This window comes from Nocardia gamkensis NBRC 108242, assembly GCF_001612985.1.
Lineage (GTDB): Bacteria > Actinomycetota > Actinomycetes > Mycobacteriales > Mycobacteriaceae > Nocardia > Nocardia gamkensis.
Window position 1 is genome coordinate 1 of the sequence record NZ_BDBM01000009.1, and the last position, 20,206, is coordinate 20,206.

The following is a 20,206-nucleotide window of genomic DNA, read 5'->3' on the forward strand; positions in this document are numbered from 1 at the left end:
GGTGCCCACGCTCGTCACGGAATTGCCGAATGTGGGCACGGAATTGGGGGGAACGACCGTCGTCCTGACCGGCACGGGACTGACCGGAACAACCGCGGTGAACTTCGGCGCCACACCGGCGACCTCGTTCACCGTCAACTCCGCAACCCAGATCACCGCCGTCGCACCAGCGGGAACCGGGACCGTGCAAGTCACGGCGACCACGGCCGGCGGAATCAGCAACGGTCTCGCCTACACCTACATTCCGGTACCCGCGCTGACCACGCTGGTGCCGAATGTGGGCCCGGTGTCGGGAGGGACGATCGTCGTCCTCACCGGGACGGGTCTGTCCACCGCTACCGCGGTGAACTTCGGTGCCACACCGGCGACCTCGTTCATCGTCGATTCCGACACGCAGATCACCGCCGTCGCACCGGCGGGAACCGGGACCGTGGTGGTCACCGCGACCACGGCGGGCGGAACCAGCAACGGCGTGGCCTACACCTACGTCGCGCTTCCCACCTTCGTCACGGCAGTTCCGAATCTGGGTTCGGTCTCCGGCGGCACGACCGTCGTCCTCACCGGAACAAATCTGAGCGGCACCACGGCGGTCAACTTCGGCGCCACACCGGCGACCTCGTTCACCGTCAACTCGGCTACCCAGATCACGGCCGTCGCACCGGCAGGGACCGGCATCGTGCAGATCACCGCCACCACTCCGGGCGGGACCACCAACGGCGTGCTCTACACCTACGTCGCGGTTCCCACCCTGACCACGGCGGTGCCGAATCTGGGCTCGGCATCGGGCGGCACAACCGTCGTCCTCACCGGCACGGGATTGACGGGAGTCACGGCGGTCGATTTCGGTGGTACACCGGCGACTTCGTTCACCGTCAACTCGGCTACCCAGATCACGGCCGTCGCACCGGCGGGGACCGGGACCGTGGTGGTCACCGCGACCACGGCGGGCGGAACCAGTAACGGCGTGGCCTACACCTACGTCGCGCTTCCCACCCTCGTCACCGCGCTGCCGAGCGTAGGACCGGCCTCGGGTGGCACGACGGTCGTTCTCACCGGAACCGGCCTGACCGGAACGACAGCGGTGAACTTCGGTGCCACACCGGCGACCTCGTTCACCGTCGACTCCGCCACCCAGGTCACCGCGGTATCGCCCGCGGGGACCGGAATCGTGCAGGTCACCGCCACCACCCCCGGCGGGATCAGCAACGGCGTCGCCTACACCTACGTCGCGGCGCCCAGCCTGACCACCTTGCTTCCGAGCGTCGGCCTGGAAGCGGGCGGAACCGTTGTCGTCATCACGGGGACGGATCTGACAGGCACCACGGCGGTCGATTTCGGCGGCACGCCGGCGACCTCGTTCACGATCAACTCGCCAACCCAGATCACCGCCGTAGCGCCCGCCGGGACCGGTACGGTGCAAGTCACCGCCACCACCTCCGGCGGAACCAGCAACGGCCTCGCCTACACCTACCTCGCGGTTCCGGCCCTCGCGGTCGTGCTTCCGAATGTAGGACCGGCGGCCGGGGGAACGACAGTCGTCCTCACCGGGACGAACCTGACAGGCACCACCTCCGTCGACTTCGGAGGCACACCGGCAACTTCGTTCACCGTCGATTCCGCAACGCAGATCACAGCAGTCACTCCCGCCGGAACGGGAACAGTGCAAATCACCGCGACCAGCTCCGGAGGAACCAGTAATGGTCTCCCATTCATCTTCATCTGACGGCTGATGCGGCTGGGCCGTCGGCGCGCTTTTGCCGGCGGCCCAGTTTCGTTGCGGTTGAGCCAATACACAGAGTCTCCGTCACCGTCGACCGAGGCTGCAGGGGTAAGGGGGTTTCCGTTGGCGACCGTACTGAAGATGCTGCTAGCGGAGCGGCATCTCAAAAGTCATCCAGATTTTCTCGTCGCGTACGACCGCTGCGCGGCGCAGCTGGACCCGCCCATTCCCCCAGGGCATGGGCCGGCGAAAGCGCAGTACTACCAGTGGTTGTCCGGTCGCATGATCGGCCTTCCGCGCGACTATCACTGCCGGGTGCTCGAGCGGATGTTTCCCGGCTGGACGGTTGAAGGATTGTTCCAGATGGCCAACTCGACACCGGACGGCATGGGATCGCTCGGGCCGGGTTATTCCGGCACCGATGTCCGGCTCGAGGCTTTTCTCGGGATGGAGACGAGCACCAGGGGAACCACTCTGGTGTACCCGTCGTTCGAGCTGACCAGGTCGTCCGTGGACGCACTGCGGGCGGCGGGGATCTCCCGGCGGCGTGTATTCGGGAAGCAGGAGGGCGGTTTCCCGGATCGTCCCGTCGATATCCCCTCCGTGGTGGCGGAGAACGATTTCCGGGGGCTGATGTACATGTTCTCCTTGCTTGCGCGCCACACCAGTATTCGGGCCGAGGTCCGCAGCGACCGCTACATGGTCACCCATTACGACCGTCCGTACATCAGCTTCGGGCTGAGCGGTAACAACTGCACCCGGTTGTATCCGCACCTCGTCGACAACCCGCTGTTCACCATCCATGACAGCGGCACCGAGGACGGCTCCGCGGCGGTGCGTCTGGAGTTGACCGACGGCAGCCGGTACGACTCGAACGACGACCGGAATATCGGCATCGTCGCGCGAGTACGACCGAGCGCGGATCAGCATCCCGATCGTTATTGGATCTATTGCGGCGGTCTGCGGCCACGCGGCACCGCCGCAGCGGGCTGGTATCTCGCCAACTCGTGGCTTTCCCTCCAGCACCGTGTCGGGGATCGCGAATTCGTCGCGGTCATCGGCGTGGACGAATATTCGGACCGGACGACCAGTTTGGAGCATTTGCTGATCGCTGCGCCCGAGAGGAAATGAAAGGCACGCACACCCGTCGGCCCGGACAGTCCCGACAACGGCTGTCCGGGTCGCGCGGTCCGAGCACGAGGCAGGAGGACACCGTTGAACCATCGGCCGATATCGATTCGGGCGGTACGCTCTCCTGTGCCGCGGCACCGGGAAGTCCTGATCTGGGTCCTTCCCGTCTGGGCGCGAAAACCAGTCAGTAACCGGCGGGCAACGCCGCCAGCATGTCCCGTGTCACGGCGACGGCATTGTCGGAACTACCGCCTTTGACCAGCAGCGTGGCGAAGGCGATGTCGCCACGGTAACCGACGAACCAGGAGTGCGACCCGCCGTCCACTTCGGCCTCGCCGGTCTTGCCGTAGACCGCGCCTTGATCGGCGATCCGCTCCGCCGTGCCGCCGACGACCACCTTGCGCATCATCGCGCGCAATCCTTCGATGACGTCGGGAGCCAGCACCGGGCGATCACCGTCGATCTGTGTGGGGCGCCCCGCGATCAGGTACGGCACGGGCGCCGAGCCGTGCGCGATGGTCGCCGCCATGAGCGCCATGCCGAACGGGCTGACCACCACCCTGCCCTGACCGATGCCGTCCTCGGTGCGCTGGATCAGGTCGTCGGAGGGCGGCACCGAGCCGGAGGCCGTCGGCAGCCCCACCACCGAATAGACGGGTCCGACACCGAGCTTCGCCGCGGCCTCGTGCAACGCGGGGCCGGGCAGCTCGCTGGCGAGTTCGGCGAACGAGGTGTTGCAGGACCTCTCGTAGGCCGTCGACATCGGCACATCGCCGACGGTGAACAGGTTGTAGTTGGGGATGGTCCGCTCGCCGATGACGATGCGGCTCGGACACGGCAGCACCGTATCCGGCGTCGCGAGGCCGTTCGACATGGCCGCGGCCGCGGTCACCGTCTTGAACACCGAACCGGGCGGGTACTGGCCGATCGTCGCGAGGGGACCGTCCCGGTCGGCGGCCCTGTTCTGCGCAACCGCGAGAATCGCACCGGTGGACGGGCGCAGCACCACCATCATGGTCTGCTCGGTACGCGGCCGCACGGCGAGCTGGGCGGCGTTCTGCACATTGCGGTCGATGCTGAGCGAGAACGACGGCGCGGGCTGGGAGGGCACTTCCATCAGCACATCGGTGTCGGCGCCGTTGGAGTTCATGGTGACCACGCTCCACCCCGCCTTGCCGTCCACCTCCGCGATCACCGTCTTGCGCACCTGGGTGAGCAGATCGGGCGCGAATTCCCGATCGGTGGCGACCAGATCCCACTGCTGAGTCAGCGTGACACCGGGCAGCCCGATGAGATCGGTGGTCACCTGGCCGGATTCGGTCTCGTTGAGCAGCGCGACCGTGTAAGCGCCCTTGGCCGCCTTCGCCTCGTCGAGGATCGACTGCGGTGTGAGCGACTTGTCGAAGCGGTGCAGCGCGGCGGCCAGCGTGGTGGCCACGGATGCGGGGTCGGCGGCGTCGGCCGCGACGAACGTGACCCGGGAAACCTTGCCGGGCACCATGACGTCGCTGCCGGCCTGCTCGTTGACCCGCGCCCGCGGTGGCGGGTTGGTCCGTAACACCATGGTCTGGGTGTCGCCGAGTTTGGGGTGGATGTCGGAGGAGGTCCAGCGGACCATCCAGCGCCCGTTGCTGCGGCCCATCTGCAGCTGGCCCGAGTACTTCCACATCCGGTTCTTGGGCAACCGCCACTCGTAGGTGTAGTCGACGGTCGCGGTGTCACCGGTCACGCGCGCCGCCCCGGTGCGCGCGATGAGCTGTTCGGCCTGCAGTTGATCCCACGCGGAACGCAACGCGTCGCTCGCCTTCTCCGGCAGGTTGGTGAGCTGCGCGGCAGCGGTCACCCGATGCTCGGCGAACGCTTGGACGAAGGCGTCGGCGGCGGGAACAGGCCCCTGCGGCTCGCTCGCACAACCGGCGGCGGCCACCGTGAAGGCCGCGACGGCGAGCGAGAGGAGCGTCCGAGTCGACATCGGCACCGATCGTAATAGTCACTGACGGGCAAATGCCTGCGGCACTCCGGAATTCGCCGTGCCCGCAGGCGTGTTCAGTCGACCAGGACGGTGGCGAAGGTCGCGATCTGGCGAAACCCGACCCTGCTGTAGGCGCGGCGGGCGATCGCGTTGTAATCGTTCACGTACAGGCTCGCGGTGCGGCCGGAAGCGACCACCGCGTTGGCGACCGCCGAGGTGCCCGCTGTGCCACGGCCCTTCCCCCGATGATCCGGATGCACCCAGACTCCCTGGATCTGGCCCGTGCGCCGGGACAGTGATCCGACCTCGGCTTTGAAGACCACTTCCCCGTCCTCGAAACGGGCCCAGGCACGGCCGGATTCGATCAGGCTCTGGATGCGGCGGCGATAGCCGCGGCCGCCGTCGCCCGCGCGCGGATCGACGCCGACCTCCTCGATGAACATCGCGATCGCGGCCGAGAGGTAGCGATCGAGCTCGTCGCGGCGCACCCGGCGGACCTCCTGGTCGGGCGTGGACAGCGGCGGCTGGGCCAGCGCCAGCAGCGGCTGTTCCCCGCGTAGCTCCCGCTCCGGGCCCCAGTGTCCGGACAGCATCTCCCACAGCGGCAACGCCAGTTCTCTGCGCCCCACCACCGAAGAACAGATCCGGGGCCAGCGGATCGCCCGATCGGCGAACGCGCGCAACGCGTCACGATCGCCCAGCAACGGCACCAGGTTCGCCCCCGAGAAACACAGCGACTCGGCGGGACCGCCTCTGCTCCAGAGCTCACCCTGCCCGCACCGGTTGTCCAGGCCGAACTCCTGCAACCGGGCGGCGACCATGCACGAGGCCACCGGATCGGCATCCAGCACACGCAGCACCTGAGCAAGATCTCGATTAGCGAGCTGCCGCGCAGGGGCGTATTTGGCCCGTCGCGCCGGCTCCAGCAGACTCCGCACGATGACAGCCTGCCACGAACCGGCGCGATGCGGTATGGCTATGCCGAAAGCCCTGGTGAGTGGCGCTCAGCTGACGGTGACGACCGGTTCGCCGGCGACCGCGTCCTCGCCCATCTCCTCGGCGATGCGCAGCGCCTCTTCGATGAGCGTCTCGACGATCTTCGCCTCCGGGACGGTCTTGATGACCTCGCCCTTGACGAAGATCTGGCCCTTGCCGTTGCCGGAGGCCACACCCAGATCGGCCTCGCGAGCCTCGCCGGGTCCGTTCACCACGCAGCCCATGACGGCCACCCGCAGCGGCACCGTCATGCCCTCCAGGCCCGCGGTCACCTCGTTGGCCAGCGTGTACACGTCGACCTGGGCGCGCCCGCAGGACGGGCAGGACACGATCTCCAGCTTGCGCGGGCGCAGGTTCAGCGATTGCAGGATCTGCCCGCCGACCTTGACCTCCTCGGCGGGCGGCGCGGACAGCGACACGCGGATCGTGTCGCCGATGCCCTCCGACAACAGCGCGCCGAACGCGACCGCCGACTTGATCGTGCCCTGGAACGCCGGGCCCGCCTCGGTGACGCCGAGGTGCAGCGGGTAATCGCACTGCGCGGCCAACTGACGGTAGGCCTCCACCATGATCACCGGGTCGTTGTGCTTGACCGAGATCTTGATGTCGCCGAACCCGTGCTCCTCGAACAGGCTCGCCTCCCACAGCGCCGACTCCACCAGCGCCTCCGGGGTGGCCTTGCCGTACTTCTCCATCATCCGCTTGTCCAGGGAACCGGCGTTGACGCCGATGCGGATCGGGATGCCCGCGGCGCCCGCGGCCTTGGCGACCTCCGCGACCCTGCCGTCGAACTCCTTGATGTTGCCGGGGTTGACGCGCACCGCCGCGCATCCGGCGTCGATCGCCGCGAAGATGTAGCGCGGCTGGAAGTGGATGTCGGCGATCACCGGGATCTGGGATTTCGCCGCGATCGTGGCCAGCGCATCCGCGTCCTCCTGACGCGGGCAGGCCACCCGCACGATGTCGCACCCCGACGCGGTGAGCTCCGCGATCTGCTGCAGGGTGGCGTTCACATCGTGCGTCTTGGTCGTGGTCATGGACTGCACCGAGATCGGGTGATCACTGCCCACCCCGACGTTGCCCACCATCAGCTGGCGGGTCTTACGCCGGGGAGCGAGCACCGCAGCGGGCGCGGTCGGCATCCCCAATCCGATTGTGCTGGTCACCTTCGGCTGCCTACTTTCGTCGTGTCCGGCCGGATGGTGCCGAGTCTAGCCTTGGCGCACGACGCCCACCCTGTGACAGCAACGACAAGGCTTCCCCGGTTGACCGCGCCGGACTACGTCGCGAGCCGCACCGCACGCCCGGCGGCCCCGGTCAGAACAGCTTGATCGGGTTGACGATGTCGGCGGCCAGGGTGAGCAGCATGTAAGCGCCGCCGATCACCACGACCACGTACGTGGCGGGCAGCAACTTCAGGTAGTTCACCGGCGCACCGGGCGCGAGTCCCTTCCAGCCGCGGATGGTGTTGCGGATCTTCTCGTAGATCACCACCGCGATGTGGCCGCCGTCCAGCGGCAGCAACGGCAGCAGGTTGAAGATGCCGAGGAAGAAGTTCAGGCTGGCCAGCACCAGAATGAACATGTTCCACAGGCCGCGTTCCGCGGTCTCACCACCGATCTTGCTGGCGCCGTACACGCTGACCGGGGTTTCCGGATCCCGCTCACCGCCGGTGACCGCGTCCCACAGCGAGGACACCTTCGCAGGCATCTCGGTCAGCGAGTCCACCGTGCGCACGAACATGTCCCCGGTGAACGTGGCCGCGGCGGGAACGGCGCCCAGCACGTCGTATTGCACGGGTTCGTAGCGTTCCGGCGCCACGCCGATGGCTCCGACCTCGCGGCCCGCGCCACCGCCCTCGGGGTAGCGGATGACCCGCTCCGGGGTGACGGGAATGCTGAGGGCGCGGCCGTCCCGCTCGACGAGGTAGGTGAACGGGCCGGTCTGCTTCTGCGTCTCGGCCTGGAACTGACGCCAGGTGTCCACCTTGACGCCGTTCACCTCTTTGACGATGTCTCCGCGCTGCAATCCGGCGCGCTGCGCGGGGCCGGTGCCGGTGCACGGTTCGCTGGAGCCGTCCGGCTTGCCCTGCGGCACGCAGCTCATCTCGCCCAGCGCGGTGGCCGGGGGTTCCTTCAGGTTCGGCAGTCCCCAGCCGATGGCGAGCACCACGATCAGGATGAAGCCGAGGACGAAGTTCATCGCGATGCCGCCGGACATCACGACCAGCCGCTTCCAGGTGGCCTGGCGGTACATGGCGCGGTCGAGTTCTTCCGGGCGCAGTTCGTCGAGCGCCGTCATACCCGCGATGTCGCAGAAACCGCCGAGCGGAAGCGCCTTGAGGCCGTATTCGGTCTCACCGCGGCGGAACGAGAAGATCTTCGGTCCGAATCCGATGAAATACCGCCGCACCTTCATGCCGGTCGCCTGGGCGGTCCACATGTGCCCACATTCGTGCAGCGCGATCGACACGGTGATGCCCAGCGCGAACAGCACGAACCCCAACGCGAACACCATTTGCTCTACAGCCCTCCTGCGTTTGCGCAGCTCGAATATCCCGCACGCACGCGTCCGCTCCTGGCCGCGAGCACTCTGACCACCCTAATGGGTGCTGTCGGACGTAGTCCGTCTTCAGCCCGCGAATGGCCGGAGCGAAGGCGGAGGTACGCCTAACCGGACAAAGTCGTGTCCTGTGTGTTCAGTGTGCCAGGACGCCGTCGCTTCGCGCGTCCGATCCGGCGCGCGACGGTGTCAGCCGCGTACCCGGGCGGCGGCGAACTCCCGCGCCCAGGTGTCCGCGGCGAGTACCTCGTCGAGCGAATCCGGCTCGGCGCGCCACTGCTCGGCGGCCTCCACCGCGGCGGCCACCGTGCCGACGATCTGCGGGAAGCGGATGGCTCCGTCCAGGAAAGCCTGCACCGCGACCTCGTTGGCGGCGTTGTAGACCGCGGTGACGCTCCCTCCCGCCTGCCCGGCCGCACGGGCCAGCTCGACCGCGGGGAAGACACTGTTGTCGACCGGTTCGAACGTCCAGGTGGAGGCGGTGCCGAAATCGCAGGAGGCGGCCGCGCCCGGCACCCGGTCCGGCCAGCCGAGCGCCAGCGCGATGGGCAGCTTCATGTCCGGCGGGCTGGCCTGGGCGATCGTGGAGCCGTCGGTGAAGGTGACCATCGAGTGCACGATCGACTGGGGGTGCACGGTGACGTCGATGCGGTCGTAGGGAATCCCGAACAGCAGGTGGGTCTCGATCAGCTCGAGCCCCTTGTTCACCAGCGAGGCCGAGTTCAGTGTGTTCATCAAGCCCATCGACCAGGTGGGATGGGCCTTGGCCTCGGCGGGCCCCACCGACTCGAGCATGTCGGCGGTCCAGCCGCGGAACGGGCCGCCGGACGCGGTCAGCACCAGCCGGTCGACCTCGTCGGCGCGGCCGCCGCGCAGGCACTGCGCCAGCGCGGAATGTTCCGAGTCCACCGGGACGATCTGCCCGGGGGCGGCGGCGCGTGTGACCAGGGAACCGCCCGCCACCAGGGATTCCTTATTGGCCAGGGCGAGGCGGGTGCCCGACTGGAGGGTGGCCAGCGTTGGTTCCAGTCCGAGCGAACCGACCAGGGCGTTGAGCACGATGTCCGCCTCCGTGCGGCGCACCAGCTCGGTCACCGCACCCGGGCCGCCCAGCGGCAGGTCCAGCCGCTGGGCCGCGGCCGGATCGGCGACGGCGACATTGCGCGTGCCCGTCGCGGCCATCTGGGCGGCGAGCAGCTCGGTGTTGCCGCCGCGCGCGGCGAGTCCGACCACCTCGAAGCGGTCGGGATTGGCGGCGATCACCTCGAGCGCTTGGGTGCCAATGGATCCGGTGCTGCCCAGGAGCAGGACTCTCACGATGTCGGACACGACTTCATTGTGTCCTACCGCCGGAACGCGTCCGACGGGGCGCGGGCCGACTTACAACGACGCGCCGTCGTATGTCACGATATGCGGCAGCAGCTCATCGAGTGCGTACCGGAATCACGGTACAAGGAACAGCTAAGGAGCGATCGTGGCCGCCACGGAACTCGAACACGCCGACACCGAGCGCGTCGTCACTCGCGTGGATCCCGCCGAAGTTCCCTCCGCCGCCTGGGGTTGGAGCGGCGAGTCGCGTCGCACCTTCCGGATCGCGGGCTGGATCGTCGCGCTGATCCTGCTGGCCATGCTGGTCGGCAACCACAGCGGCAAGATCGAGGACATCTTCCTGGTCGGCTTCGCCGCCCTGATCGCGGGCATCCTGATCCGCGACTCGCTGCTGCAGCGCAAGCCGCGCTAGTTCTCCATCCGGAAAGTCCTCTCGCACAACTTCATTCGTCCTGTACCGCGCGCTGACAGCCGGTACCGTGTGCGTCCGAGGTCCGCGTCCCAGCCGGGTCGCGGACCTCTGTTCTCTGTCCACACAACCCTTAGGACGCAATGATCAAGACCTGTTCGGCCGCCCTGCTCGCCGCGAGCGCGTTCGGTTCGCTGCTGTTGCTGCCCGCCGCGCCCGCGCACGCCCAGTCACCGGCGTGCGGCGCGGCCATCGACGCGATCAACGCCGCCATCGACGAGTCGGGCGGGAATCTGGACCCGACCGTGCAGCAGTCGCTGGCCACCAAGCTCTCGGCCATCGAGGCCGAAGGCGCGGAGAAGGCCGCCATCGCCGGCTACGCCCACGCCCTCACCGATGACAAGGTCGCGAACATGGACGCCGCGACCGACGAACTGAACCGGGTTTGTAAGGGCTGATCGCCGCGCGGCGCGGACCCTCCGGGGTTCGCGCCGCCACCCCCTGAGCACCAATCGGCTAGCGCCCGCGGCGCCGCGCGGGTTTCTTCGCGGCAGGACCCGGACGAGCGCCCGTCTTCTTGGCCGGGGGCTTCTGCCGTGGCTCGTTCTGCTCGGGGCGGGCGGCGGCTCGTGAGCTTCGCGCGGAGCGGCCGCGCACGACGCCGATGAAATCCTCGACCGGATCGGTGGTGCGATCGGCGGGCCAGGCCAGCGCGATCTCGGTATCCGGGACGTCGAGCATCGTGCGATAGACGAGGTCGCGGCGATGGTGCAGGCGAGCCAGCGAGTGCGGCACGATGGCCGCGCCCCCGGCCGCGGCGACGAGTTCCAGCGCGCCGCCGACCGCGTCGAGGTCCGAGGTGTCCTGCACATGCTCGTCGGCAAGGTCGTTCACGCGTACCTCGTCGAACACCGAGAGCGGGTGTTCCTTCTGCACCACGACGACGGGAACCTCCCGGTAGAGCGGGATCGCGCTCATGCCTTCGCGATCGATCGGCAGCCGGACGAAGCACATATCGACGCGCGCCTCCCGCAGGGCCGTCTCCTGTTCCGCCTGCGCCAGCGCGATCACCTCGAGCGGGGTGTCGGGGAAGCGCTCGGCCCAGATCCGGGTCCATTTGGACACCGTGACGCCCGGCACGAAACCCACCCGCAGGGCGGCCGGATCCTCCGGCCGTCGCGCCGCGGACTCGGTCCGGCCGATGATCTCGCGCGCCTGCTCCAGTAGCTCCCGTCCGTCGTCGGTGAGCCGGGTCGGTTGCGCGCCGGGCACGAAAAGCTTCGTGCCGAGTTCGTTCTCCAAGTCGATGACGGTATGGCTCAGCTTCTGACGCGAGATGTGCAGCGATTTCGCCGCGCGCGCGAAGTGCAACTCCTGCGCGACCGCGACGAACCAGCGCAGGCGCACGACATCGATCGACTCCAACCGGCTCATTCGTGGAAGCGTAAGCCACCAGGCGATGGGGGCCACTCGCGCCGCCGGATAGCCGGCTGCCCCGCATACGCGCTGGCGCCCGTCCGGCGGCCTCCCCGCCTCCGCGTAGGCGAGGCGGGGCTGCGGACGAATCCGTCCGGCGGCGCCCGTTAGGCTGTTCCGGTGAGCCCGGACAAGAAACCGCAGACTATGAAGCCGTTGACGGCGGCGAACAAACTCGGCATCTACCTTCCGGCCGCGCCCGAGGAGTTCCGCAACGCGCCGATCTCTCGCGCTCAGCTGGACGCGCTGCGCAACGATCCCCCCGAGTGGCTCACCGAACTGCGCCGCACCGGCCCGTTTCCCCGCGACGTGGTGGCCCGCAAGCTCGGCGTCTCCAACACCGGCTTGACCCGCGCCGAGGTCTCCGACCACCTCACCGCCGACGAGATCGACGCGCTGCTCGCCGACCCGCCGGAATGGCTCGTGCGCGAGCGTGAGAACTATGCCGCGGTCCGCGCGGAGGATGCCCGTATCAAGGCGAAAGAGGCCGAACGCCGCGCCGCCACCAACCGCCCGGCGAAGAACCGCGGCTAGCGCGGCATCCGAGACCAGCCGTCGAGAAGGACGCTCCGAACCCCGTTACCGGCAGCGCAAGCGTGTGCGCGGCTTCGGCCGGCGCGTCCGCTCGAGCGGTCACATCGGCCGGCGAGCCTCTGGCGTCTCAGTTCTCCGCTGCCAGCTGACCGCAGGCGGCGGCGATTTCCTGGCCGCGGGTGTCGCGGACCGTGCAGGGCACGCCCTGGGCGTTGACGCGACGGACGAACTCCTGCTCGACCGGCTTGGGGCTGGCGTCCCACTTCGAGCCGGGCGTGGGGTTGAGCGGGATGACGTTGACGTGCACGCGGGAACCGAGCGCCTTGTGCAGCTTCTCGCCCAGCATGTCCGCGCGCCACGGGTGGTCGTTGATGTCGCGGATGAGCGCGTACTCGACCGAGACGCGGCGGCCGGTCTTGTCCGCGTAATAGCGGGTCGCGTCGAGCACCTCGGCGATCGGCCAGCGATTGTTGACCGGGACGAGGGTGTCGCGCAGTTCGTCGTCGGGCGTGTGCAGGGAGACCGCGAGCGTGACCGACAATCCCTCGTCGGCCAGCTTGCGGATGGCCGGAGCGAGCCCGACGGTCGAGACCACGACGTTGCGCTGGGAGATGCCAAGGCCGTCCGGCGCGGGCGAGGTGATCCGGCGCACCGCCGCGACCACCCGCTTGTAATTGGCCAGCGGCTCGCCCATGCCCATGAAGACGATGTTGGACAGCCTGCCGGGCCCACCCGCCACTTCGCCGTCCCGCAGCGCCGCGGCCGCGGCACGCACCTGGTCGACGATCTCGGCGGTGGAGAGGTTGCGGTTGAGCCCGCCCTGACCGGTGGCGCAGAACGGGCACGCCATGCCGCAACCGGCCTGGCTGGAGATGCACAAGGTCGCGCGGTCCGGGTAGCGCATCAGGACGCTTTCCAGCAGCGTCCCGTCGCCCGCGCGCCACAATGTCTTGCGGGTCTCCCCCGCGTCGCACGCCACGTGCTTGACCACGCTCAACAACGGCGGGAACAGCGCATCGCCGATCTTCTCCCGCACCGCGGCGGGCAGATCGGTCATCCGCGCCGGATCGGCTTGCAATCGCGCGTAGTACTGGCGCGCGATCTGATCGGCGCGGAATTTCGGCAGGCCCAGTTCCTCGACAGCCGCGCGCCTGCCCTCGGCATCGAGGTCGGCGAGATGCCGAGGCGGCATGCCACGGCGCGGAGCGTCGAAAACCAGGGGCAGGGAGACGGTCATAGTTGCTCCATTCTCCCATCCGCCGGAACTACCCGGGCACTCGACCACAGTCGGGCCCGACATACCCGGTTGGTCGCCGGGAAATACCTGCGGCCACGATAGCTGTCGGCCATGATCGAGATATGTCCACGCACCCCGAATACCCGACGGAGCCGGACCCGGACCTGTCGCAGCGCCAACGCACGACGCCGCCGGGCGCCCCGCCTGTCGCCCCTGTCAAGAAATCACTGTCCTCGCGCACCGGTTACGCCTGGAGCGGGTTGGTCACCGGCGTCTTGATCCTGGTCCTGTTGCTGATCTTCATCCTGCAGAACCTGGAGCAGATCCAGGTGCACTTCTTCTTCTGGGACTTCTCGCTGCCGCTCGGCGTCACCGTGCTGCTGTCGGTGATCGGCGGGGCACTCGTCATGGCCTCGGTGGGCGGCGTTCGCATCCTGCAGTTGCGCAAGGCGGCCAAGAAGGGCTGACGCGCCCGATCACAGCAGCGTCGACAGCACCAACCAGGAGACGAACGCCGAAGGAAGCATGGAGTCGAGGCGGTCCATGATGCCCCCGTGACCCGGCAGCAAGGTGCCCATGTCCTTGATGCCGAGTTCGCGCTTGATCTGCGACTCGATCAGATCGCCGCAGGTGGCCACCAGCACCAGGCCGACGCCGAGCACGACGCCGATCATCGAGTTGGCCTCCAGCAGCAGCGTCACCGTGAGCAGACCGCCGATCACGCTGAACACCAGCGAACCGGCGAAACCCTCCCACGACTTCTTCGGGCTGATCGAGGGCACCATCGGATGCTTGCCGAACAGCACGCCCGCCACATAACCGCCGACATCGGAGCAGACCACCAGGATCATGAAGGTCAGCACCCGCAGATTGCCGTCCGGCTCGAGCAGCAGCAGCGTGGCGAACGAGGCCAGCAAGGGGATCCAGGCCAGCGTGAACACCGTGATGGCCGTGTCGCGCAAGAAGTTTCGCGGCGCGGTCCGCAAGCCGTGATCGAACAGCCGCCACACCATGCAGATCAGCGTGGTGGCGGCGAACGCGCCCGCGACGCCGCTGGCCCCGTACGGCCAGCCCAGCCAGAACACCGCCTGGCCACCCGCGATCAGCGGAACCCGCGGGACGAGCACGTCGGCCTCGCGCAGCCGCTTGGCGACCTCCCAGGTGGCCACGCCGACCCCGGCCGCCGCGACGCCGATGAACACTTTCGGCACGAACAGCAGGATCGCGATCAGCGAAAGCCCCAGACCGAAGCCGACGGTCAGCGCGGCGGGCAGATTCCGGCCCGCGCGCGAACCTTTCGACGCGGGAGCGGGTTCGGATGCCGCGGGGACGCGTAACGGTTCATGACCGGACGCACCAGCGTCGTGCGGGTGCTGTCGCCTCGCATCGGCTGTCCCGTTCACCGGCGGCTCCTCTGCCGCACCGGTCGCGGCGGCGTTCTCGGCCACGATTGTCCCGTCGCTCAACTCGTCGTTCCGTTCGTCCCCCGCCCGGGCGGGCCTTGGCGCTGTTCCGCCGGCACTCGCGGTGATCCGGCCTCCTCCGGCCCCGTCCCGCCTGCCGACCGATCCGCGTCAGACCTCGAGCAGTTCGGCTTCCTTGTGCTTGACCAATTCGTCGACCTGGCCGACGTACTTGGCGGTGGTCTTGTCGAGCTCCTTCTCGGCGCGCCCGACCTCGTCCTCGCCCGCCTCGCCATCCTTCTGGATACGAGACAGTTCGTCCATCGCCTTGCGACGGACATTGCGGATGGCGACCTTGGCGTCCTCGCCCTTGCCCCTCGCCTGCTTGGCGAGTTCACGGCGGCGCTCCTCGGTCAGCTGCGGCACCGAGATCCGGATGATGTCGCCGTTGTTGGTGGGGTTGACCCCGAGATCCGAGTTGCGGATCGCCGTCTCGATCGCGCCGAGCTGGCCTGCCTCGTAAGGCTTGATCACGACCATGCGCGGCTCCGGCACCGTGATGCTGGACATCTGGGTGATCGGGGTCGGCGATCCGTAATAGTCGACCACGACCCGGGAGAACATGCCCGGATTGGCCCGCCCGGTACGAATGGTTCCGAGATCGTCCTTCGCTACCGAGACGGCCTTTTCCATCTTCTCCTCGGCATCGAAGAGCGCTTCTTCAATCACGACCGTTTCCTCCACAGCGTCGTCATGTCATGATCCGCGGTCCGCGGGTATCAGGACCGAACCAGTGTGCCGATCTTCTCACCGGCGACCGCGCGGGCGATATTGCCCTTGGTCAACAAATTGAACACCAGAATCGGCATCTGGTTGTCCATGCACAAGCTGAAGGCGGTCGCGTCGGCAACCTTGAGGTCGCGCTCGATGACCTCTTTGTGAGTGATCTCGGAGTACATGGTCGCGGTCTCGTCGACGCGCGGGTCGGCGGTGAACACCCCGTCGACCGCCTTGGCCATCAACACCACGTCCGCGCCGATCTCCAGCGCGCGCTGCGCGGCGGTGGTGTCGGTGGAGAAGTACGGCATGCCCATCCCCGCGCCGAAGATGACCACGCGGCCCTTCTCCAGGTGACGCTTGGCGCGCAGCGGGAGGTAGGGCTCGGCGACCTGGCCCATGGTGATCGCGGTCTGCACCCGGGTGTCCACGCCCTGCTGCTGCAGGAAGTCTTGCAGGGCAAGGCTGTTCATCACCGTTCCGAGCATGCCCATGTAGTCGGAACGCGCGCGTTCCATGCCGCGTTCCTCGAGTTCGGCGCCGCGGAAGAAGTTCCCGCCGCCGATCACGACGGCCACCTGCATGCCGGTGGCGACCACCTCGGCGATCTGCTCGGCCACCGTCTGCACGACGTCCGGGTCGAGCCCGACCTTCCCGCCGCCGAACATCTCTCCGCCGAGTTTCAGCAGTACCCGGCGATATCCTGGGCGATCGGTCCCCGGGTCCGTCATGGGTCTCCAGTCTCCTTCGGCGAGGGATTGTCGTTCTTGCGGCGATTCGTTGCGCGCGGCAGGCGCCTGTGACGTAGAGCAAGGCAGAGCGGCATCCATCCTGCCCTATTCGGTTGGAGCGGCAGCAGAAGGCCCCCCGTCAACCGGCGTTCGTTCGGTCGGCGGGGGGCCTGCACGCTGGGGGTGCGGCGAGACTCAGTTCGCGCCGACCTCGAAGCGGGCGAAGCGGGTGACGGTGACACCGGCCTCGTCCAGCAACGCCTTGACGGTCTTCTTCGAATCGGTGACCGACGGCTGCTCCAGCAGCACGACGTCCTTGAAGAAGCCGTTGACCCGGCCCTCGGTGATCTTCGGCAGCGCGGCCTCGGGCTTGCCCTCCTCGCGAGCGGTCTGCTCGGCGATGCGGCGCTCGTTCTCCACGATGTCGGCAGGAACCTCGTCGCGGGTCACGTACTTGGCCTTGAGCGCGGCGACCTGCATGGCGGCGGAGCGGGCGGCCTCGGCCGCGGCGTCACCTTCGCCGGTGTACTCGACCAGCACGCCGACGGCGGGCGGCAGGTCGGAGGCACGCTTGTGCAGGTAGGTGGCGACCGGGCCGTCCAGCGAGATGACACGGCGCAGCTCGAGCTTCTCGCCGATCTTCGCGGCCAGCGCCTGCACCGCCTCGTCGACGGTCTTGCCGCCCAGGTCCAGCGCCTTCAGCGTCTCCAGGTCGCCGGGCTTGGCGGCCGCCGCCGCGGCGACGACCTGCTCGGCCAGCTGCTGGAATTCCGCGTTCTTCGCGACGAAGTCGGTCTCGGAGTTGATCTCGACCATGACGCCGTCCTTGGCGGCGACCAGGCCTTCGGCGGTGGTCCGCTCGGCACGCTTGCCGACGTCCTTCGCGCCCTTGATGCGCAGCAGCTCGACGGCCTTGTCGAAATCACCGTCGGTCTCGGCCAGCGCGTTCTTGCAGTCCATCATGCCGGAGCCGGTCAGCTCCCGGAGCCGCTTCACATCGGCAGCGGTGTAGTTCGCCATTCTCGGCGAGCCTCCTTTGGAGAAGTATGAGTGTTGGCAGCGGCGATCACGATGGCACTCGCTCGTGATCGCCGCCGAAACTGTGCGTTACGACGAGACTCAGGCCTCGGCCGAGGTCTCGGCGGCCTCGGCGCCGGGGGCGGCCTGCGCGAGCAGCTCCTGCTCCCATTCGGCCAGCGGCTCGCCCGCACCCGCCTCCGGCTTCTCGTCGCCCGAGGACGCGCCCGCGCGAGCCTGCACACCCTCGGCCACCGCGGAGGCGACGACCTTGGTCAGCAGGGCGGCGGAGCGGATCGCGTCGTCGTTACCCGGGATCGGGTAGTCGACCAGGTCGGGGTCGCAGTTGGTGTCCAGGATCGCGATGACCGGGATGTTCAGCTTGCGCGCCTCGCCGACGGCGATGTGCTCCTTGTTGGTGTCGACGACCCAGATGGCCGACGGCACCTTCTGCATGTCGCGGATACCGCCGAGGGTGCGCTCCAGCTTGTTCATCTCACGCGTCAGCATGAGGATTTCCTTCTTGGTGCGACCCTCGAAGCCACCGGTCTGCTCCATGGCCTCGAGCTCCTTGAGGCGCTGCAGGCGCTTGTGCACGGTGGAGAAGTTGGTGAGCATGCCGCCCAGCCAGCGCTGGTTGACGTAGGGCATCCCGACGCGAGTCGCCTCGGCCGCGATCGACTCCTGGGCCTGCTTCTTGGTGCCGACGAAGAGGACGGTGCCACCGTGGGCGACGGTCTCCTTGACGAACTCGTAGGCCTTGTCGATGTAGGTCAGCGTCTGCTGCAGGTCGATGATGTAGATGCCGTTGCGGTCGGTGAAGATGAACCGCTTCATCTTCGGGTTCCAGCGCCGGGTCTGGTGTCCGAAGTGTGCGCCGCTGTCGAGCAGCTGCTTCATGGTTACGACAGCCATAGCTCCCGTATCTCTCTTTCATTTGCCGGTTGACGCAGTGAATCGGCGATCCACTGCCCTGGCGCCGCCGAATCGTCGGACCCGACCGCGAGGGTGGGACCAGCCGGCGATTCCCTGTTCCGAACACGCTGCCGCGAACTCACATATGTCGAGTTCGATCCGAACAGCGCCGCTATGAACAAGCACGGGTGGCGCGCGAAGTCGGTCCATGCAGGCACAGACCGCCCGATCAGTTTACGGCCTCGTGGCACCCAGACCTAAATCGGTTCGATCCGAAGCCTTGACCAGCCGGAACGTCAGCTTTCCACAAGCGAGCGCGTTATCCACATTCCACGGATCCAGCCCTGGGAGCCGCCGCATTCGCGGAAGGCTGGAGCCATGAAACCGTTCTCCACCGCGACCACCTTCCTCGTCCCCCTGTTCTTCGTCCTCGGCGTCGTCGCCGCTCCGCCGGTCGGAGCCGAGACTCCTGCCGCGGACCCCGTGCGCGGGGCGTGCACGGGGTCCGTTTGCCTGCCGTCTCTCTCCGATCTGCTGCGGCGGGCGCCGCTGCCGTTCCGGCAATCCGGGCTCGGCGCGGGTGGGCAAGAGCATCTCGAGACGGCTTCCGCCTCCGGCGGCGACCTGTGCGCGCCGCCCGCACCGCTCTGCGGAGCGTGATCGGACCGGAGGACCCGGCCCGATGACCAATTCGAATGCCATGTGGCCTCGTCGGCGTATCTCTTCGGCCTTGGCTCTCGGTATGACCGCGATCGTCGCGACGGCGCCGACCGCGACAGCCGGCCCCGAAGGACGGTTCGGCTGGCCCCTGCAACCGCGCCCCGCGGTCGAACGGCACTTCGACAAACCCGCGCAGAACTGGCTACCGGGGCATCGCGGGGTCGATCTGGCAGGCATCGAGGGTCAGGCAGTGCTCGCCGCGGGAGAAGGGATCGTCGTGTTCGCCGGAGCCGTGGCAGACAAGCCGGTCGTGTCCATCGAGCACCCCGGCGGCCTGCGCACGACTTACGAGCCCGTCCGCGCCGAGGTTCCCGTGGGCAGGCGGGTCGGCCGCGGCACCCGGATCGGGACACTCGAGTCCGGGCACCCCGGGTGTGTGACGGCATGTCTGCACTGGGGAGCGCGCGCCGAGGGCGGTCGGCGCCGCACGCGCGAGTATCTGGACCCCCTCGGGTTACTCCACCTCACTCCCCTGCGGCTGAAACCGGTGCGTTCCTGAGCCCGAATCGAACTGGGCCGCCCTCGACCCAGCACCAGCGACCGGGCCCGTCGTCACGCATCTGATCGCGTCCCCACTCCCGTTGCGGCGCGACGCTGCGCCTTTGAGCCCCGGCACCGGATGACTCGCTGTTTCGTGCCGCTCGAGTCGCTTCTTCGAGGAGCCCGGAGCGATCGAAACCGGCGTGTCGGCGAGCCGGGGGTGGCGAGACCGTGGGCGGTGGGGTGAAGATCGGGGCATGGCGGATGGACGCGCAGGGTCGTTCACGTATTCCCAGGTCGGCGCGACGCGAGACACGGTGCCGGACGGATATCACGGTTTACGGCTGCGGCGACGCATCGGTCGGGGACGCGCGCTGTTCGAGCGGGCCGGTGCGGAGATCCTGTCCTACCGGGTCCAGAAAGGGACCGGAATCTTTCGATCCGCCGACACCCCGACGGCCGAACCAGGCACCGCCATCACGGTGCGGCTCGGACTCGGCCCGTTCGGGATCACCGCACCGTGCCGCGTGGTGTACGTACTCGACGAACCGGACCGGCGGGGTTTCGCGTACGGAACCTTGCCCGGACATCCGGCGTCCGGCGAAGAACTGTTCGCCGTCGAGTACGACCCCTCCGATGACGCGGTGTACGGACTGATCGTCGCGTTCTCCCGCCCCGCTACCTGGTACACCCGGCTCGGGGGACCCGTGGTGCGGCTGATCCAGCGCTTCGTCGCGGGCCGGTACCTCGCGACATTGCCGACGTCGGTCTGACCAGGACACCCGGCGCGGGCCGGG

At 68.2% G+C, this 20,206-nt stretch carries 21 protein-coding genes; 9 read left to right on the forward strand and 12 right to left on the reverse strand.

The genetic code is table 11. The features are described 5' to 3' along the window. The coding region (locus NG1_RS10130; RefSeq protein ID WP_174554909.1) for a beta strand repeat-containing protein at nucleotides 1-1,723 on the forward strand (1,723 nt) is incomplete at its 5' end. A 120-nt stretch (nucleotides 1,724-1,843) separates the two neighbouring features. Continuing rightward, nucleotides 1,844-2,851, forward strand: coding sequence for a hypothetical protein (locus NG1_RS10135; protein ID WP_062969806.1), 1,008 nt, complete (start codon nucleotides 1,844-1,846; stop codon nucleotides 2,849-2,851). 184 nt (nucleotides 2,852-3,035) lie between these two features. Here NG1_RS10135 and NG1_RS10140 read toward each other — a convergent pair whose 3' ends face one another. The 5 genes from NG1_RS10140 to dxr all read right to left on the reverse strand — a co-directional run bounded on the left by NG1_RS10140 (nucleotide 3,036) and on the right by dxr (nucleotide 9,710). Beyond that, the gene (locus tag NG1_RS10140; RefSeq protein WP_062969807.1) at nucleotides 3,036-4,823 is read right to left on the reverse strand and encodes a penicillin-binding transpeptidase domain-containing protein; all 1,788 of its coding nucleotides are present in this window, start codon (nucleotides 4,821-4,823) and stop codon (nucleotides 3,036-3,038) included. A 74-nt stretch (nucleotides 4,824-4,897) separates the two neighbouring features. Continuing rightward, the gene (locus NG1_RS10145) at nucleotides 4,898-5,761 is read right to left on the reverse strand and encodes a GNAT family N-acetyltransferase (protein WP_084498823.1); all 864 of its coding nucleotides are present in this window, start codon (nucleotides 5,759-5,761) and stop codon (nucleotides 4,898-4,900) included. Between the two features lie 66 nt (nucleotides 5,762-5,827). Further along, a complete protein-coding gene (gene ispG / locus NG1_RS10150; RefSeq protein WP_062969808.1) occupies nucleotides 5,828-6,985 on the reverse strand; it encodes a flavodoxin-dependent (E)-4-hydroxy-3-methylbut-2-enyl-diphosphate synthase in 1,158 nt (385 codons plus the stop codon). A gap of 151 nt (nucleotides 6,986-7,136) precedes the next feature. Beyond that, nucleotides 7,137-8,336 (reverse strand): M50 family metallopeptidase, encoded by a 1,200-nt coding sequence (locus NG1_RS10155; RefSeq protein ID WP_062969809.1) that lies wholly within the window; start codon nucleotides 8,334-8,336, stop codon nucleotides 7,137-7,139. A 234-nt stretch (nucleotides 8,337-8,570) separates the two neighbouring features. Continuing rightward, nucleotides 8,571-9,710, reverse strand: coding sequence for a 1-deoxy-D-xylulose-5-phosphate reductoisomerase (gene dxr, locus NG1_RS10160; protein WP_062969810.1), 1,140 nt, complete (start codon nucleotides 9,708-9,710; stop codon nucleotides 8,571-8,573). Between the two features lie 145 nt (nucleotides 9,711-9,855). On the opposite strand from dxr, the gene NG1_RS10165 reads away from it, so the two are divergent. Together NG1_RS10165 and NG1_RS10170 are read left to right on the forward strand one after the other, a co-directional pair. Next, a complete protein-coding gene (locus NG1_RS10165; RefSeq protein WP_040868261.1) occupies nucleotides 9,856-10,122 on the forward strand; it encodes a DUF2631 domain-containing protein in 267 nt (88 codons plus the stop codon). 140 nt (nucleotides 10,123-10,262) lie between these two features. After that, nucleotides 10,263-10,577 (forward strand): hypothetical protein, encoded by a 315-nt coding sequence (locus NG1_RS10170; protein WP_040868263.1) that lies wholly within the window; start codon nucleotides 10,263-10,265, stop codon nucleotides 10,575-10,577. Between the two features lie 58 nt (nucleotides 10,578-10,635). Here NG1_RS10170 and NG1_RS10175 read toward each other — a convergent pair whose 3' ends face one another. Continuing rightward, on the reverse strand, nucleotides 10,636-11,553 hold the full coding sequence (locus NG1_RS10175; protein WP_062969811.1) for a LysR family transcriptional regulator: 918 nt from the start codon (nucleotides 11,551-11,553) through the stop codon (nucleotides 10,636-10,638). A gap of 162 nt (nucleotides 11,554-11,715) precedes the next feature. On the opposite strand from NG1_RS10175, the gene NG1_RS10180 reads away from it, so the two are divergent. Further along, nucleotides 11,716-12,129: a DUF5997 family protein gene (locus NG1_RS10180; protein ID WP_062969812.1), complete on the forward strand. Its 414-nt coding sequence runs from the start codon at nucleotides 11,716-11,718 to the stop codon at nucleotides 12,127-12,129. A gap of 127 nt (nucleotides 12,130-12,256) precedes the next feature. Here NG1_RS10180 and rlmN read toward each other — a convergent pair whose 3' ends face one another. Beyond that, on the reverse strand, nucleotides 12,257-13,366 hold the full coding sequence (gene rlmN / locus NG1_RS10185; RefSeq protein WP_062969813.1) for a dual-specificity RNA methyltransferase RlmN: 1,110 nt from the start codon (nucleotides 13,364-13,366) through the stop codon (nucleotides 12,257-12,259). Nucleotides 13,367-13,488: 122 nt separating this feature from the next. Between rlmN and NG1_RS10190 the strand changes: the two genes are divergently transcribed. Further along, complete coding sequence (locus NG1_RS10190; protein ID WP_083863826.1) at nucleotides 13,489-13,833, forward strand: LapA family protein; 345 nt, start codon at nucleotides 13,489-13,491, stop codon at nucleotides 13,831-13,833. A 9-nt stretch (nucleotides 13,834-13,842) separates the two neighbouring features. Here the strand turns inward: NG1_RS10190 and NG1_RS10195 are convergent, their stop codons facing one another. The 5 genes from NG1_RS10195 to rpsB all read right to left on the reverse strand — a co-directional run bounded on the left by NG1_RS10195 (nucleotide 13,843) and on the right by rpsB (nucleotide 18,209). Further along, entirely contained in the window at nucleotides 13,843-14,832 is a 990-nt protein-coding gene (locus tag NG1_RS10195; RefSeq protein WP_210750145.1) for a phosphatidate cytidylyltransferase, read from the reverse strand. Nucleotides 14,833-14,940: 108 nt separating this feature from the next. Next, nucleotides 14,941-15,498: a ribosome recycling factor gene (gene frr, locus NG1_RS10200; RefSeq protein WP_040868343.1), complete on the reverse strand. Its 558-nt coding sequence runs from the start codon at nucleotides 15,496-15,498 to the stop codon at nucleotides 14,941-14,943. A 50-nt stretch (nucleotides 15,499-15,548) separates the two neighbouring features. Next, nucleotides 15,549-16,277: a UMP kinase gene (pyrH, locus tag NG1_RS10205; protein ID WP_040868271.1), complete on the reverse strand. Its 729-nt coding sequence runs from the start codon at nucleotides 16,275-16,277 to the stop codon at nucleotides 15,549-15,551. Nucleotides 16,278-16,472: 195 nt separating this feature from the next. Next, entirely contained in the window at nucleotides 16,473-17,297 is an 825-nt protein-coding gene (gene tsf, locus NG1_RS10210) for a translation elongation factor Ts (RefSeq protein WP_040868273.1), read from the reverse strand. Between the two features lie 99 nt (nucleotides 17,298-17,396). Then, complete coding sequence (gene rpsB / locus NG1_RS10215; protein WP_062969814.1) at nucleotides 17,397-18,209, reverse strand: 30S ribosomal protein S2; 813 nt, start codon at nucleotides 18,207-18,209, stop codon at nucleotides 17,397-17,399. 378 nt (nucleotides 18,210-18,587) lie between these two features. On the opposite strand from rpsB, the gene NG1_RS10220 reads away from it, so the two are divergent. The 3 genes from NG1_RS10220 to NG1_RS10230 all read left to right on the forward strand — a co-directional run bounded on the left by NG1_RS10220 (nucleotide 18,588) and on the right by NG1_RS10230 (nucleotide 20,182). After that, complete coding sequence (locus tag NG1_RS10220; protein ID WP_062969815.1) at nucleotides 18,588-18,869, forward strand: hypothetical protein; 282 nt, start codon at nucleotides 18,588-18,590, stop codon at nucleotides 18,867-18,869. Nucleotides 18,870-18,951: 82 nt separating this feature from the next. Next, a complete protein-coding gene (locus NG1_RS10225; RefSeq protein WP_062969816.1) occupies nucleotides 18,952-19,428 on the forward strand; it encodes a M23 family metallopeptidase in 477 nt (158 codons plus the stop codon). 238 nt (nucleotides 19,429-19,666) lie between these two features. Beyond that, nucleotides 19,667-20,182, forward strand: coding sequence for a DUF1990 domain-containing protein (locus NG1_RS10230; RefSeq protein WP_062969817.1), 516 nt, complete (start codon nucleotides 19,667-19,669; stop codon nucleotides 20,180-20,182). The last annotated feature ends 24 nt before the right edge of the window (nucleotides 20,183-20,206 follow it).